Here is a 15,326-nt window from a genome sequence, read left to right as displayed (position 1 = left end):
GCGATCTTCCCCGTTCCGATCTTTACCCTGCGTAATGACACTGCTCCTGCTGGCTGGCCTTGGCGCGTGCGATAAGCAATCGCCGCCCGCCGGGCAAGGCCCGAACGCCAGCGGGGAGGCGACCGGACCCGCGCAAAGCGGCGCTCCGGGCAAGGGAGGCGAGTTCAGCTACACGCTCGACAGGTCGAAGGCCGGCACCCCCGCGCCCGACTTCACCTTCCAGAACCCAGACGGCAGCGACGCCAGTCTCAAGGATTTCGCGGGCAAGCCGATGCTGGTCAATCTCTGGGCGACCTGGTGCGCGCCCTGTGTGGCGGAAATGCCCACCCTCGATGCGGTCGCGGCGGAATATGGCAAGAAAGGCCTGGCCGTCCTCACCATCTCGCAGGACAGCCAGGGCGAAACGGTCATCAAGCCCTTTTTCGAGAAGCACCCGCTGCCGCATTTGAAGGGCTGGATCGATCCGGAAAACCAGTTCGGTTTCCATTACAACACCGGGATGCTGCCCACGACCGTCATCTATGACGCGCAGGGCAAGGAAATGGCGCGGGTGGTCGGCGCGATGGACTGGAGCAGCAAGGAAGGCCGTGCATTGATCGATGCGGCGATGGCGAGCTGACGCCCCTTACCCCACCGTCATGCTGAATTAGAGGTGAAGTTGCCTGAAACGAACCTACGTCAAAAACCCGCTATGCGCATTGCTTGCAAAATGCGCATGGCCACGTGCGTCCTAATCAATTGCCAAGCCGCCCTGCAACATAGCAATCTGGCGTGATTTTATCATGGAAATAAACGAGAAACATGTCATTTTTCTTAAATTTTTGTGCAGCGCAATAGAGGTTTAATCCGAAAAGTTCGTTGATCCCCTTGTCATGAATAAATGCAAAACAGGGGGCATAGATGACAAGATTATCCGCTCTTCGACTTTCACTTGCGCTGGCCTCGTCCTGGTCGGCCTGCGCGATGGCGCAAGAAGCGCAAACCGCGCAGGCCGATGAAGGCGCCGCCATCATCGTCACCGGCACCCGCGCCGTCGGCATGCAGGCCGCTGAAAGCGCCGCGCCGATCCAGGTATTGAGCCAGGAAGCGATCAGCCACGTCGGCCAGCCGAACCTCAACCAGGTGCTGACCCAGATCGTCCCGAGCTTCACCGCGCAAACGCAGGGCACCGACCTTTCCAGCTTCTCCCTCTCCGCCCGTCTGCGCGGCCTCAGCCCCAACCACACGCTGGTGCTGGTCAACGGCAAGCGCCGCCACGGCAACGGCATCCTCCAGGTGATCTCCGGCGCCTTCCAGGGTTCGGCGGCGCCCAGCATCGACCTGATCCCGCCGGACGCCATCGCCCGCGTCGAAGTGTTTCAGGAAGGTGCGGCGGCCGTGTACGGCACGGACGCGATCGCGGGCGTCATCAACTTCATCCTCAAGGACAACAACGAAGGCGGCAGCTTCAAGGTCACTGGCGGCCAATATTATGACAGCGAGGGCGAGCTGTTCTCCGTCTCCGGCAATATGGGCTTCAAGCTGGGCGAGGACGGCTTCTTCAACCTCAGCCTGTTCCACCGCCGCCAGGATTACACCACCGTCGGCACCGGGCAGGTGCAGATCACCAAGCCGGACGGCACGCTTCAACCCAACACGCCCGCCCAATGGTCGAACCTGGCCGGCGACGCGCTGTCGGGCATCAATGGCGGCCAGCCCAAAACCTATCTGACCGAAGCCTTCTACAATATGGGCTATGATTTCGGTGGCATCGAACTCTACAGCTTTGGCGACTATGCCCGCCGCATCGGCTATGCCAAGCAGGGCTACCGTCATCCCAAGCGCATCTGCTACGAATATACGAACGTCGGTGGTGTCATCACTCAGACAAACGCGGGCGGCGGCATCACGACTGCGCCCTATAATCCGAATGTCTGCTATGGCGACACCGGCATCAATGGCATGGTCCCGTTGCAACATGTGATCGAGGACGAATACAGCTTCACCGTTGGCGCCAAGGGAGAGGTTTCGGGCTGGAATTACGACCTCAGCACCACCTACGGCCATCAGAAGGACGACATCTGGACGGAATCGTCCGCCCACCGCGAAGTCTGGCAGGAAAGCTATGCCGCATCGCTGCGAGGCATCGGCGCGCCGAATACGGTGGACAAGGCCTATGACGGAGGCTTCCGCCTGAGCCAGACCACCGTCACCGCCGACATCCGCAAGGAATTCGAAGCCGGGCTAGCCGGGCCGCTGACTTTCGCGTTCGGCGGCGAATATCGCCGCGACACCTATGAGATCGTCGCGGGCGACTATTATTCGACCTACAAGACCGGCGTTCAGTCCTTCCCCGGCTACAAGGCGACCGACGCAGGCAAGTTCCGCCGCAGTTCGCGCGCGGGCTACATCAACCTGATCGCAGAACCAATCGAACATTGGTCCGTCGACCTTGCCGGCCGTTACGAGGATTATACCGACTTCGGCGACACGACGATCGGCAAGATCACCACGCGCTACGACTTCAGCGACGCCTTCGCGCTTCGCGGCACGGTCAGCACCGGCTTCCGCGCACCGACGCTGGCGGAACAGAAATATTCGACCATCAACGTCGGCCCGACCAGCGCCATCGCCCAGCTCCCCGCCGGAACCCCAGCGGCGGCGTTGCTGGGCTTCGGCAGCCTGAAGCCGGAAAAGTCGAAGAACTTCTCGGCCGGTGTCGTGCTGCGTCCGGTGCCCAAGCTGGCCGTCACGGTCGACGGCTACATCATCAAGATCAAGGATCGCATCACCGGCACGGCGGCGCGCAACGCCGTCCTCAACGGCGTGCCGCAGCCGGGCGGGGCGCAAATCCTGAACGCCCTGAACGCGGCGGGTATCGTCCTCGACAGTGCCCTGTTCACGAACGGCACGATCGGCGTGTCGAGCTTCACCAACGGCATCGACACCCGCACCTGGGGCATCGATTTCTCGGCCGCCTATCCGGTCGCGCTGGACTTTGGCACGCTGAACCTGTCGCTGACGGCGAACTACAATAAGACGAAGATCACCAACAACAAGGTGGGCTATCCCATCTTCAACGCCGCGTCGGAAAGCAATATCGAACGCTCTAATCCCGACTATAAGATCGTCGCCGGGGCGCTGTTCAAGAGCGGGAAGTTCGCGCTCAACCTGCGGGAAACATTCTATGGCAAGACCAGCGTGCTTGTCCGTCCCGCCTTCACGCCCGCCGGGGGCTTCATTCCGAATGGCGGCTTCCTGATTGCGGACGGCGCCCTCGTGAACGGGGTGAACGCCAACCAGCTCTATTTCAACGGCGTGGTCAAGGCGACCGCGCTCACCGATCTGGAGGCGAGCTACGACTTCACCGATTCCGTCACCTTCTCGGTGGGCGCGAACAACCTATTCAACAAGCGGCCTGAAATCCCGGCGCTGATGCAAGGCGTCACGCCGGGCGCGGGCGTTTCACCCTATATCAACGGCGCCGGCGCCTATAACAGCTATTATGGCCATGGTCCCTACAGCACGTCGGGCGGCTATTATTACGCCCGCCTCGACTTCAAATTCTAAAGCGTCACGAAGGAAGGGCCGGTCCGGAAAAGGACCGGCCCTTTTTGCATTGGGGAAACTTGCACATGAAGAAATGGCTTGCCTTGTTCCTGGCTCTCGGCGCCGCGCCGCTGGCGGCCCAGCAGCCTCTTCCCTTCTCCCCCGCGGTGCGGGCAGGCGATACCCTCTATCTTTCCGGCCAGATCGGGCAGGTGCCCACCGGCATGGACCCGCATAAGGAGGGTTTCGACGCTGCCGTCCGCAACTCGATGGATTCGATCGGCAAGATATTGAAGGATAACGGCCTCGACTTCGGCCATGTCGTCAAATGCACGGTGATGCTGGACGATATGGCGGACTGGCCGCGCTTCAATGACGTTTATGTCAGCTATTACCAGGGCAAGCGACTGCCCGCCCGCAGCGCGTTCGGCGCGGATGGGCTGGCAAGGGGCGCGCCGCTGGAAATCGAGTGCATCGCGAGCTTCAAATAGGACGGCTCAAGGCTCGCCCTTGGATTCCTGCATCCGCCGCTCCGCGAACCATTGCTCCAGCGCCTTGGCGGTGCAGCCGGTGAAGCCGTTGCTGCCGATGGCGGAACAACTGCCCGGCAAGGTCTGCCGCTGCACCTGTTCCATGGTCGCGACCTGGCTGCCCCAACCGGGACCACCCGCCGGTTCGGGTTTTTCGCGCAGCTTCTTGGGGATACGGTAGCGTTCGGATTCGGGTTTGCGCGCGCAGACGATGATCTCGTCGCCTTGCCCCTTCGGGCAGGGATCGTCGCCATAGACGACCAGGTTGAAGATTTTCTGCGGCGGTTCGGCATGGGCCGCCCCGCCGACCGTCAAGGGCGCAAGCGCGACGGCGGCCAGGGAAAGGGTGGTGAGGAGACGCATCGATTCATATTCCTTGTTCGTCCCCTGTTTCCGCCGTCCGGATTATCCGGTTGCCGGCAGCCTTTTTGCGAGACGCCGCCCGACGGCAAATGCCGTCAGGGCTGCGGCGTCGCCGTTCCTTGCCCCGCACCCTGTGGTTGGCTTTGCTGCTGCTGTTGCTGGGCAGCCTGCGCCTTCTCCTCGGCCACGGCCTGCGCTTCGATCGCCTTGCTCTCCACATCGATGGTGGAAAGACGCCGGGCCCGCTCCGCCGCGACAAGATCCTTCCAGCTTGCATTGTCCGCCGCCTGCCGTTCCGCCTTGGCCAACCGCGCCAATTGCGCGAAGCAGCCCGTCGCGCCGCCACCGCCGACCGGCGAGCAGCTTTCGGTGCCGCTGCGGCCGACATATTCCATCGACTTCACCCGTTCGCCCCAGGCCTGGTGGCTCGGCTGATTCGGATCGCCGCGCAGCGGTTCGGGGATGCGATAGCGCTCCTCCTCACCCTTGCGCGCGCAGACGACGATGTCGCTGCCCTGGCTTTGCGGACAGGGATCATCGCCGTAGACGATGACCAGATTGACGCGTTCCGATCCCGATTGGGCGGCAGGGGCTTGCTCCTGCGGAACGCTCGGCCCCTGTTGCGCCATGACGGGAGAGGCGGCGCCCAGCAAAAGCATGGCGGCGATCAGGCGGGTCTTCATCATGCTTCTCCTCAAATGCGCTTCGACAGGGCGATGGCGGCACGACAGCCCAATCGGATGACGCCCGACAATAAGGGATAGACCGGAGCCTGCTCAGCGCCATGGGCAATGGCGGCGTCGCGATGCTCCACCTCCTCCGCCTGGAAATCCGCGATGGCGGTGGAGAGTTCCGGATCGTCCTGCCCCAATTGCTCGAGCTGCTCGGCATAATGGCGGTCGATTTCGGTCTCGATCGCGGCGGTGCAAGCCATGGCGGCGCGCGGCCCGATCGCCGCCGTCACCGCGCCCAAGGCAAAGCCCGCCACGCTCCAGATCGGCTGCAACACCGTCGGCCGCACGCCCCGCCGCGTGATCATCGCATCGAAATGCTTGCGGTGCCGTTCTTCCTGCACAGCCATGCCGGCGATGACGCGGGAATCAGGATGGCGGTCCCCCATCACGGCGAGCTGGCCCGCATAGATGCGGGTCGCGCCGAACTCGCCGGCCTGATCGACGCGCAGCATGGAAGCGCGCTGCCTGTCGGTGACGCGGCGGCCGGGGCGGGGGAAATCCTTTGCGCTCATACCTTGCTCCCTTTTCCGAGCAGCAGCACCAAGATGAGGAGCGCGGCCGCCCCCGACAAGAGGCCGTTATAACCCGCCATGGAGATGCCGAACAGGCTCCACGGCGCGACGTCACAGCGGGTGATGGGCGTCGCCATGATCTGGTTGAGAATGTCCGCCGAACTGCCGCCGCCGGGACTGGTCGAGCAGGCGGTCAGCCCCTGCCACCAGCCATATTCGACTCCCGCATGGAACAGGCCGATGCCGCCGCCAATGCCGATGGCGAAGCCCGCAAGGCCCGTGAACAGCGCGCTGATGCAGGCCTTGCCCCGCGTCGCATAGGCGATCAGCGCCAGCGGAATCGCCGCAATATGGGCATAACGCTGCCACCAGCACATTTCGCAAGGGTGCAGGCCGCCGATAAACTGAAAGGCATAAGCGCCCGCCAGCATGGCCAAGGGCACGATCAGCGCCAGAGCGCGGGCGAGGGGCAGGCTTTTCATAGCGTTCGCTTAAACCGTCCCGCACCTTTCGTCATGCTGAACTTGCGGGCGGACGGAAGGACATCGTTTTTATCCGTTGTGCTCCTGCGAAGGCAGGAGCAGTTCAGCCGGTAAGGTCATTTTGTTGTCAGCGCGTCGCAGGCTTGCGCGCCGGCTGGGCCTTGGGATCGACCTGAGCGACGGCAGCCCCCGGCTTGGCTGCCAGGCGGGAAATGGTCTTTAGCGCATAGTCGAGCTGGAAGTCCTCGACCCCCTTCTTCTTCAATTCCTCCGCCGTCGCGGCGAAGCGCGGATCGTCCTTGCTGTCCTCTTCCAGCGCGGCATTGTCGGTCTTGATCTCATTGATCAGATGCCGGCGCAGGTCGCTCTCGCGGAACTTCGGACGGTTCTTGTAATCGGGATCGCTAAGCTGCGGCACCCGCACATCCGGCTCGATCCCGCCTTCCTGCACGGAACGACCCGAGGGCGTGTAATAGCGCGCCGTGGTCAGCTTGAGCGCCGTGGTGTTGCTCAGGGGGAGCATAGTCTGGACGCTGCCCTTGCCGAAGCTGCGCTCGCCCATCACCAGCGCCCGATGCTGGTCCTGCAAGGCTCCCGCGACGATTTCAGACGCCGAAGCGGACCCTGCGTCGACCAGCACGATCATCGGCAGACCCTTCGCGTCATCGCCGGGCTTGGCATAATAGCGCTCGACATCGCCCTTCTGACGACCGCGCTGCGACACGATCTCGCCACGTTCCAGGAAGGTGTCGCTGACCGACACGGCTTCATCCAGCAGGCCGCCGGGGTTGGAGCGCAGGTCGAGAATATAGCCGGTCGGCTTGCGGCCCAGGCTCTTGTCGATGCTGCGGATCGCCTGACGCACGTCGGCGCCAGTATTGGCAGAGAAGCTGACGATGTTGATGACGCCGATGCCGTTCTTCACTTCCCATTTCACGGGCTTGAGCTGAATGATCTCGCGGGTGAGCGTGAGGTCGATCGGCTTGTCGCGACCGGGGCGGACGATGGTGAGCTTGATCTGCGTGCCCGGCGCGCCGCGCATCTTGTCGACCGCCTCATCCAGCGTGCCGCCATAGATGAGCTGCCCGTCGAGATGGGTGATATAGTCGCCCGCCTTGATCCCGGCGCGCCAGGCCGGAGTATCCTGCGTCGGCGCGATCACCTTGACCGCACCGTCCTCCTGCGTGACGGAGAGGCCGAGGCCGCCATAGCTGCCCTCGGTCTGGGTGCGCAGATTCTGGAAATCGCGCGCGTCGAGGAAGCTGGAATGCGGGTCGAGGCTGGCAAGCATGCCGTCGATCGCGCCCTTGATCAGCTTTTCGTCGTCGACCTTTTCGACATAGTCGCTGCGGACCTTCTGGAACACGTCCATGAACTCGTCGAGCGCCTTGTAGCTGCTCGCTTCCCCGTCAGCGAGCGCCGCGGTGGTGGCGGGAATAAGCGCGAGCGCGCCAAGGGCAACCGCGCCCCGGAAGAAATTGGATTTCATGCTTGTCCTGAGTCCTGGCATCAAGCGAACAGTATAGGGCATTTCCTTGCAGACGCAAAAAGCTTGGTGGGGTCGAGAAATTATCGGAACGGCACGGCCAAGCGACGGCCGCGACGGCTAAATTCAGACAATTCCCCAAAAAGCAAAAAGGGCCGGCGTCGCCGCCAGCCCCTTCTTTCCCGTTATGACAACAACCCCATCAGCCGACAAAGGCGCGCTCGATCACATAAGCGCCCGGGGCTGCGTTGGAGCCCTCGGCAAAGCCATGTTCCTCGAACCAGGCGCCGAACTGCTTGATCATTTCCATGCTGCCGCACATCATGATCCGGTCGGTTTCCGGATTGAACTTGGCCTCGCCCGCTATGCCTTCGAACAGCGCGCCCGTCTCCATCAGCGTGTCGATGCGGACATTGTTCCGGAACGGCTCGCGCGTCACGGTCGGCACATAATGGAACTGGCTCGCCGCCTGTTCGGCCACCAGCGGATCCTCCGTCAGCTTGCCCGACAGTTCGTCATGAAAGGCCAGATCGCTCACCCGGCGGACGGAATGGACGACCACGACCTGCTCGTAAAATTCATAGACGTCCGGATCGCGCGCCAGGCTGAGGAACGGCGCAAGCCCGGTGCCGGTCGACAGCATGAACAGCCGCTTGCCCGGCAGCAGCGCGTCCGTCACCAGCGTGCCGGTCGGCTTGCGGCCCAGATAAATCTGGTCGCCAGGCTGGATCAATTGCAGCCTGGAGGTCAGCGGGCCGTCCTGCACCTTGATCGACAGGAATTCCAGTTCCTCGTCCCAGGCGGGGCTGGCGACCGAATAGGCGCGCAGCAGCGGCTTGCCATTGTCGCCAGCCAAGCCGATCATCACGAACTCGCCCGAACGGAAGCGGAAGCTTGCCGGCCGCGTGATGCGGAAGCTGAAAAGATGTTCGTTCCAATGCCGCACCGACAGCACGGTTTCCACTGAAAGCGCGCCGGTCGGTTCCAGCACCGGCTTTTCGATCGTCACGTCGTTCAAAACCTTTTCCCCTGCCAAATCCAGGGCGACCGTCGCCGGTAAGAGCGTCAGTTGCGTGGGCTTCGCAATAAGCTATGCAGCGCGAATGCCCCCTGGGACGTTTCAAGGCAAGGCGAAAAAAACTTGTCGGTGCGAAAGCTGACGATCATCCGCGCCCGATTCAGGATCGTGGGCAAAGGGGCGGCACCGCCCGGCGCGCCGGAACGCAGCAGGGAAGATTGCGCGGCTCCGCAGCATGCAGCGCGCGATAGCTGGGGGCGCACGCGCCGTCCTGCATCCATTCCCCAGACAAAAATTGGCTCTGCGCCTGTGCATTGCCGCTTAATATGGCTGCAATGGCGGCGCTGCCGCGCAGCATATCCCCCATCATGATGAATTCCCCTGCTTGCCGAGCGCCGACACGCCCGTCCCCGCAGCAAGGCCATAGCCGCTTCCCTATCGAAAAGCATACCTCATCATGGGTATGTCCGGCTATTTCCGCCAAACGTCATCCCAGCACAAGCTGGGATCTCAGGCGATAGGGCACGACCCGGCCTCACGAGATCCCAGCCTGCGCTGGGATGACGGAGATTAGCCGAACAGGCCTTTGGCCAGCCCGCCCAGTTCATTGAGCGGATTGCCGTCGCCGTCACGGTCGAACAGGCCGCCGATTTTCGACAATATGGCCTCGGGTCCGCCGAAATGCGCGAACAGTTCCTGCAGCTTGTCCGCCGAAACGCCATGTTCGGCAGCCGTGGTCGCCAGGGCAGCGACATCCGTTTCGCCCGAAGCGATCTTGCCGCCGATTTCGCTCATCAACGCCTGCATCTGCTCAGGCTGAAGGCCGATCTTCGCGGCAACCGCCTCCAGACCACCGAAATTGCCCATCAGATCATCAAACATAGCCATAGGAAATATCCCGCTGAAAATTCGATGCATGATAGCATTCCGCGCCGCCGACAGAAAGCGAAAGAGGCCGGGAGATTGCTCCCCCGGCCTCTTTCGTTACGGATCGCTCTGGCGTCAGGCAGCCGTCAGCGCCGCTTCGCGCACCGATGCGTCGACATGGTCCTCGAACTGGGCGAAATTGTCCACGAACTGCTTCACCAGCTTGCCGGCGGTTTCGTCATAAGCCGCCTTGTCGGTCCAGGTCGCCCGCGGATCGAGCATGGTCGAATCTACGCCCGGCACCGCTACCGGCACCTGGAAGCCGAAATTCGGATCGGTCCGGAATTCGGCATTATTCAGGCTGCCATCGAGCGCCGCGTTGAGCAAAGCACGCGTGACCTTGATCGGCATGCGCTTGCCGACGCCATATTTGCCGCCGGTCCAGCCGGTGTTGACCAGCCAGCAAGTGACGCCGCCCTTGTTGATGCGTTCCTTGAGCAGATTGCCGTAGACGGACGGATGACGCGGCATGAACGGCGCGCCGAAGCAGGTCGAGAAAGTGGCCGACGGCTCCGTCACGCCGATCTCGGTCCCCGCGACGCGCGCGGTATAGCCCGAGAGGAAGTGATACATGGCCTGATCCGGCGTCAGCCGCGCGATCGGCGGCAGCACGCCATAAGCGTCAGCGGTGAGGAAGATGATGTTCTTCGGCACCGGCCCCAGATTCTTTTCCGACGCGTTCGGGATGAAATCGATCGGATAGGAACCTCGGCTGTTCTCGGCCAGGCTGTTGTCGTCCAGGTCGATCTCGCGGGTTTCCTCGTCGATCACGACATTTTCCAGCACCGTGCCGAACCGCTTGGTGGTGGCGAAGATCTCCGGCTCGGCCTCGGCCGACAGGTTGATCATCTTGGCGTAGCAGCCACCCTCGAAATTGAAGACGGCAGTGTCCGACCAGCCATGCTCGTCGTCCCCAATCAGCGTGCGGCTGGCGTCGGCCGACAGGGTGGTCTTGCCGGTGCCCGACAGGCCAAAGAAGACGGCGGTGTCGCCATTGGGGCCGATATTGGCCGAACAGTGCATCGGCATCACGCCGTGGGTCGGCAGCAGATAGTTCAAGATCCCGAAGACCGACTTCTTCATCTCGCCCGCATAACGCGTGCCGCCGATCAGGATCAGCTTCTCGGTGAAGTTGACCGCGATCACGGTCTCGCTGCGGCTGCCATGGCGGGCCGGATCGGCCTTGAAGGTCGGCAGGTCGATGATCGTATATTCGGGCGCGAAGCCGCTCAGCTCATCCGCGCCCGGACGGACCAGCAGCGTGCGGATGAACAGATTGTGCCAGGCCAATTCGTTGATGACGCGCACATTGACGCGATGTTCGGGTTGCGACCCGCCGAACAGGTCAGCGACGTAGAGCTTGTCCTTCTGCCCCAGAGCGGCGAAGAAATCGGCCTTGAGCGCGGCGAAATGCTCCGGCGTCATGGGCACATTGGTCTTGCCCCACCAGACGGTGCTTTCGGTTTCCGCATCCTTCACGATGAACTTGTCGCTGGCGCTGCGGCCGGTATGCTTGCCGGTCTTGACGACCAGCGGGCCGTCCTTGGCCAAAATGCCTTCGCCATTGGCGAGCGCGGCTTCGACGAGGGGCGCGGTGCCCAGATTCCAAAATTGATCAGCCTTGGTGGAAATGCCCTGCTGATCGAGGGTGAAAGAGGATTTGGCCTGCACGCCTTTGCTCCTGAATATCATTATGTCCGGCCGCCATCTTATCATGTTCACGACCGGTCCGCCTCTCAGCGCCGCGATCTTCGTGCCGCGTGGCGCCATCTGCTGCAGACGAAGCGGGCATAAGCTTTTGCAGATGGTGCGTCAAACCCCGGAAAACGCCGCAACCGCTGCATTTATCCCGAATTCCCACGGGTACGCCGCATAACCCGCCTGCCCGAGCTTCCTTGCGGGGGGAGCCACCTTCGTCTAACGCATGGGCACATTTCCATTGCCGACGATTTTCGGGGCGCAGTATGACCGCAACCATCGCTCTGGTGGACGATGACAAGAATATCCTGACCTCCGTCTCGATCGCGTTGCAGACGGAGGGGTTCATGACGCGCCTCTATTCGGATCCGGAGTCCGCGCTGAAGGCGTTGATCGACAATCCGGCCGACCTTGCCGTGTTCGACATCAAGATGCCGCGCATGGACGGCCTGGAACTGCTGCGGCGGCTGCGCGAGAAAAGCCATATGCCGGTCATCTTCCTGACGTCCAAGGCCGATGAGCTGGACGAGGCGCTGGGCCTGGCCATGGGCGCGGACGACTATATCTCCAAGCCCTTCTCCCAGCGGCTGCTGATCGCGCGCATCCGCGCCATCCTGCGCCGGGCGGAGGTCAGCAAGGCGGATGCCGCGCCCGACGAGCCGGTCGCGGAACCGATCGTGCGCGGACGGCTGGAAATGGACCCGGCCCGCCACCGGGTGAAATGGATGGGCCGGGACGTGACGCTGACCGTCACCGAATTCCTGATCCTGGAAACGCTCGCCCAGCGTCCCGGCGTGGTCAAGAACCGCAACCAGTTGATGGATGCCGCCTATCAGGATGACGTCTATGTCGACGACCGCACCATCGACAGCCACATCAAGCGCCTGCGCCGCAAGTTCCGCGAAGCCGACCCCGAATTCAACGCAATCGACACCCTCTATGGCGCCGGCTACCGCTTCTCCGAAGAAGTATGACGCGGGCGCAGGGTGGAGCTGGTCCGGCCGGATCAGCCTGACCCCGCGCATCCTGGCGGTCAATGTGTTCGCGCTGGCGCTGCTGGCGGGGGGCTTCTTCTATCTCGACAGCTATCGCACGCGCATCGTCGACGACCGGCTGGAGCAATCGGCGCGGGAACTGGAGCTGCTGGCGATCGGCCTGGAAAATGCCCCGGCGGACCGGCAGAACGCGCTCATCGCCACTTATGCGTGGCAGACGGGGGATCGCGTCCGCCGCTATGACGGCGCGGGGCGGCTGATCGCGGACAGCTTCACCATGAATGCGCCGCGCTATCGCCTGCGCCTGCCCGATGAGGAAGAATGGCAGCGCCATGTCGCCCGCTTCCTGGACAAGGTGATCGACCGCGTCGTCTCCGCCGACCGGCCGCCCAATTTCGAGGAGCCGGCAGTCGACCGGGCGCAGGCCTGGCCCGAACTGGTGCTGGCGCGGAAAAGCGGCCGGACCCAGGCGGTGAACCGCTATGCGCCAGACCGCACTTTCATGATTTCGGCCGCCGTCATCGTGAAGGACGGCACCAACCTGCTCGGGACCGAAAATGCCCGCGACATCACCCGCGTCGTCCGGGCCGAGCGGTTCCGCCTGGGCATGGTGCTGGCGGCAGCGGTGCTGGCTTCGGTGCTGCTATCGCTTTTCCTGGCGCGGACCATCGTGCAGCCGTTGCAGCGCCTCGCCCGCGCGGCGGTGCGGGTGCGGCTGGGCCGGGCGCGCGAAGTCACCGTGCCGCGCCTGCCCGACCGGCGCGACGAAATCGGCATGCTCGCCCGCGCCCTGTCGGACATGAGCCATGCGCTGCGCCAGCGGATCGACGCGACCGACGCCTTTGCCGCCGATGTCAGCCATGAACTCAAGAACCCGATCGCCTCGCTCCGCTCCGCGCTGGACGCGCTGGACCGGGTGGACAAGCCGGAGCTGCGCGCCCAGCTCATGGCGATCGCGCAGGACGATGTGCGCCGGCTCGACCGGCTGGTCACCGACATTGCCGAAGCCTCCCGCATCGACGCCCAATTGTCGCGCACCCGGTTCGAGCCGATCGACCTTGGCCTGCTGATCGAGAAGATGGTCGTCGCGCGGGAGGCGCGCGGCGTCGGCCGCGGCGTCCGCCTGGCCTTCGCCCGCCCGCGCAAGAATGTCGCGGTGGTGCTGGGCGAGGAACAGCGGATCATCCGCGTGCTCGACAATCTCATCGACAATGCGGTGTCCTTCTCCCCCGATGGCGGGCTGGTCCAGATCGTCGCGACGGTGGCGGACAATGAAGTGCTGGTCAGCGTCGAGGATCAGGGACCGGGCGTCCCTGAATCCGAGCGCGAACATGTCTTTCGCCGCTTCCACAGCGTCCGTCCGGAAAATGAGGCGTTCGGCAAGCATTCGGGCCTTGGCCTGGCCATCGCCCGCTCGATCGTGGAGGGGCATCAGGGCAAGATCAGCATTGCCGACCGCCAGGATGCGCAGAGCGGCGCCTGCTTCATCATGCGCCTGCCCATGGCGGTGGAACGCGACCCCGGCATGATTTCGGAATAGGCGCACCGCTTCGTGCATTGAACGTGCACCATAATGAGAAACGCCCCGGTTAATTCCATTCCCACCAGCGCCAACAAGAGCTAATATGACGTCAAAGCGATAAGGCGATATGGCGTCGACACCTTCTTCCGAAACCCTGCATGCGACCAGCGTGGCGATCAATGGCCAGGCCGTCCTGCTCTGCGGTCCCAGCGGCATGGGCAAATCCGATCTGGCGCTGCGCCTGATCGATCGCGGCGCCGTGCTCGTCAGCGACGACTATACCCGCGTGCTTGAAATCGAGGGCCGCCTGTTCGCCCGCGCGCCCGACCGGATCGTCGGCATGATGGAAGTGCGCGGGATTGGCCTCATCGACATGCCCCATGCCGACAACGCCCCTGTCGCCCTCGCCGTCGACCTTAGCGACATGGTGGAGCGCATGCCGCTGGAACCCGCGATGCGTCCGATCGCCGGTATCGACGTCCCCGTCGTCCGGCTCGCCCCGTTCGAAGCCTCCGCCGCGATCAAGGTGGAACTGGCCGTCAGGAACATGGGCCTGAAGACCATGAGCCTATCGTGAGTTTCGAAACGCCGAAGACCATATTGCTCGTTTCCGGCCTGTCTGGCGCGGGCAAGACCACCGCGCTCAAGACGCTGGAGGATATGGGTTGGGAAGTGGTGGACAATCTGCCGCTGGTGCTGCTCGGCCGGCTGCTCGACACTCCCCTGCCCGAAGGGCATAACGAGGGGATCGACCGGCCGCTCGCGCTGGGCATCGATGCGCGTACCCGCGGCTTCGACGCTGGCGCCATCGTCCAGCGGATCAAGGCGCTGCGGTCCCGCCACGGCCATGACGTGGAGACGCTGTTCCTGGATTGTTCGGACGCGGAGCTGGAGCGCCGTTTTGCCGAGACGCGCCGCCGTCACCCGCTGGCCGCCGACCGCCCCGCCGCCCATGGCATCGCCCGCGAACGCGAACTGACCGAGCCGCTGCGCCGCTGGGCCAATCAGGTGATCGACACCAGCAGCCTGTCCAGCAATGGATTGCAGCAGGAAATCCGCAACCGCTTCTCCCGCGAGGGGCTGTCGGACCCGGTTCTGACGATCATGTCCTTCGGCTATTCGCGCGGCGTGCCGCTGAGCGCCGACCTGATGTTCGACATGCGCTTCCTGCGCAATCCGCATTGGGAGGACGCATTGCGGCCGAAAACCGGCCTCGATCCCGATGTCGCCGCCTATATCATGGAAGATCCGGCCTATGAGGAGGCGATCGGGCGCATCGAACAATTGCTGACCCTGCTGCTGCCGCGCTATGCGGGGGGCGGAAAAAGCTACATTACCGTTGCTTTCGGATGTACGGGGGGCCGTCATCGCTCCGTCCATGTGACCGAACGCGTCGCCAGATACTTGCAAGATGCGGGCTTTTCGCCCACGGTCTCGCACCGCAATATGGAATCAGCGCCCCAGGACGCCCTGGAGAAGCGCGGACCGGGAGGCCCGAAAGCGTAATCCATGAAAAACAGGTGGGCCACGT

Annotated in this window: 15 protein-coding genes; 7 read left to right on the top strand and 8 right to left on the bottom strand. The window is 63.4% G+C overall.

What is annotated here, in order from left to right:
- Nucleotides 1–34: 34 nt before the first annotated feature.
- The 3 genes from HHL26_RS04145 (at nucleotide 35) to HHL26_RS04135 (ending at nucleotide 4,019) form a co-directional block, all read left to right on the top strand.
- On the top strand, nucleotides 35–619 hold the full coding sequence (locus HHL26_RS04145; protein WP_066555040.1) for a TlpA disulfide reductase family protein: 585 nt from the start codon (nucleotides 35–37) through the stop codon (nucleotides 617–619).
- Nucleotides 620–900: 281 nt separating this feature from the next.
- Nucleotides 901–3,549, top strand: coding sequence for a TonB-dependent receptor (locus tag HHL26_RS04140; protein ID WP_066555038.1), 2,649 nt, complete (start codon nucleotides 901–903; stop codon nucleotides 3,547–3,549).
- A gap of 65 nt (nucleotides 3,550–3,614) precedes the next feature.
- A complete protein-coding gene (locus tag HHL26_RS04135) occupies nucleotides 3,615–4,019 on the top strand; it encodes a RidA family protein (protein ID WP_066555036.1) in 405 nt (134 codons plus the stop codon).
- 6 nt (nucleotides 4,020–4,025) lie between these two features.
- Here the strand turns inward: HHL26_RS04135 and HHL26_RS04130 are convergent, their stop codons facing one another.
- The 8 genes from HHL26_RS04130 to HHL26_RS04090 form a co-directional block, all read right to left on the bottom strand.
- Nucleotides 4,026–4,421 (bottom strand): hypothetical protein, encoded by a 396-nt coding sequence (locus HHL26_RS04130; RefSeq protein WP_066555033.1) that lies wholly within the window; start codon nucleotides 4,419–4,421, stop codon nucleotides 4,026–4,028.
- A gap of 95 nt (nucleotides 4,422–4,516) precedes the next feature.
- Nucleotides 4,517–5,107 carry a hypothetical protein gene (locus HHL26_RS04125; protein ID WP_066555031.1) on the bottom strand — a complete coding sequence of 197 codons (591 nt, stop codon included), beginning with the start codon at nucleotides 5,105–5,107 and terminating at the stop codon, nucleotides 4,517–4,519.
- An 8-nt stretch (nucleotides 5,108–5,115) separates the two neighbouring features.
- Nucleotides 5,116–5,667, bottom strand: a complete 552-nt coding sequence (locus tag HHL26_RS04120; protein WP_066555029.1) for a demethoxyubiquinone hydroxylase family protein — start codon at nucleotides 5,665–5,667, stop codon at nucleotides 5,116–5,118.
- Nucleotides 5,664–6,149 (bottom strand): disulfide bond formation protein B, encoded by a 486-nt coding sequence (locus tag HHL26_RS04115; protein WP_066555028.1) that lies wholly within the window; start codon nucleotides 6,147–6,149, stop codon nucleotides 5,664–5,666. Before HHL26_RS04115 ends, HHL26_RS04120 begins: the two co-directional genes overlap by 4 nt.
- A 127-nt stretch (nucleotides 6,150–6,276) precedes the next feature.
- A complete protein-coding gene (locus HHL26_RS04110; protein ID WP_066555026.1) occupies nucleotides 6,277–7,638 on the bottom strand; it encodes a S41 family peptidase in 1,362 nt (453 codons plus the stop codon).
- 199 nt (nucleotides 7,639–7,837) lie between these two features.
- The gene (locus tag HHL26_RS04105) at nucleotides 7,838–8,653 is read right to left on the bottom strand and encodes a ferredoxin--NADP reductase (RefSeq protein WP_066555022.1); all 816 of its coding nucleotides are present in this window, start codon (nucleotides 8,651–8,653) and stop codon (nucleotides 7,838–7,840) included.
- A 570-nt stretch (nucleotides 8,654–9,223) separates the two neighbouring features.
- Nucleotides 9,224–9,541, bottom strand: coding sequence for a hypothetical protein (locus HHL26_RS04095; RefSeq protein ID WP_066555016.1), 318 nt, complete (start codon nucleotides 9,539–9,541; stop codon nucleotides 9,224–9,226).
- Between the two features lie 114 nt (nucleotides 9,542–9,655).
- A complete protein-coding gene (locus tag HHL26_RS04090) occupies nucleotides 9,656–11,251 on the bottom strand; it encodes a phosphoenolpyruvate carboxykinase (RefSeq protein ID WP_066561421.1) in 1,596 nt (531 codons plus the stop codon).
- 293 nt (nucleotides 11,252–11,544) lie between these two features.
- On the opposite strand from HHL26_RS04090, the gene HHL26_RS04085 reads away from it, so the two are divergent.
- The 4 genes from HHL26_RS04085 (at nucleotide 11,545) to rapZ (ending at nucleotide 15,301) form a co-directional block, all read left to right on the top strand.
- Nucleotides 11,545–12,252 (top strand): response regulator transcription factor, encoded by a 708-nt coding sequence (locus HHL26_RS04085; RefSeq protein ID WP_066555014.1) that lies wholly within the window; start codon nucleotides 11,545–11,547, stop codon nucleotides 12,250–12,252.
- Nucleotides 12,218–13,813 carry an ATP-binding protein gene (locus HHL26_RS04080; RefSeq protein WP_066555012.1) on the top strand — a complete coding sequence of 532 codons (1,596 nt, stop codon included), beginning with the start codon at nucleotides 12,218–12,220 and terminating at the stop codon, nucleotides 13,811–13,813. Before HHL26_RS04085 ends, HHL26_RS04080 begins: the two co-directional genes overlap by 35 nt.
- Before the next feature lie 109 nt (nucleotides 13,814–13,922).
- Nucleotides 13,923–14,372 (top strand): HPr kinase/phosphatase C-terminal domain-containing protein, encoded by a 450-nt coding sequence (locus HHL26_RS04075; protein WP_066555010.1) that lies wholly within the window; start codon nucleotides 13,923–13,925, stop codon nucleotides 14,370–14,372.
- Complete coding sequence (gene rapZ / locus HHL26_RS04070) at nucleotides 14,369–15,301, top strand: RNase adapter RapZ (RefSeq protein ID WP_066555008.1); 933 nt, start codon at nucleotides 14,369–14,371, stop codon at nucleotides 15,299–15,301. Before HHL26_RS04075 ends, rapZ begins: the two co-directional genes overlap by 4 nt.
- Nucleotides 15,302–15,326 lie beyond the last annotated feature (25 nt).

The organism is Sphingobium sp. TB-6 (assembly GCF_012927365.1).
GTDB lineage: Bacteria > Pseudomonadota > Alphaproteobacteria > Sphingomonadales > Sphingomonadaceae > Sphingobium.
Note: the sequence above shows the minus strand (reverse complement) of the source record. Positions and strands in the feature narration are given on the sequence as shown.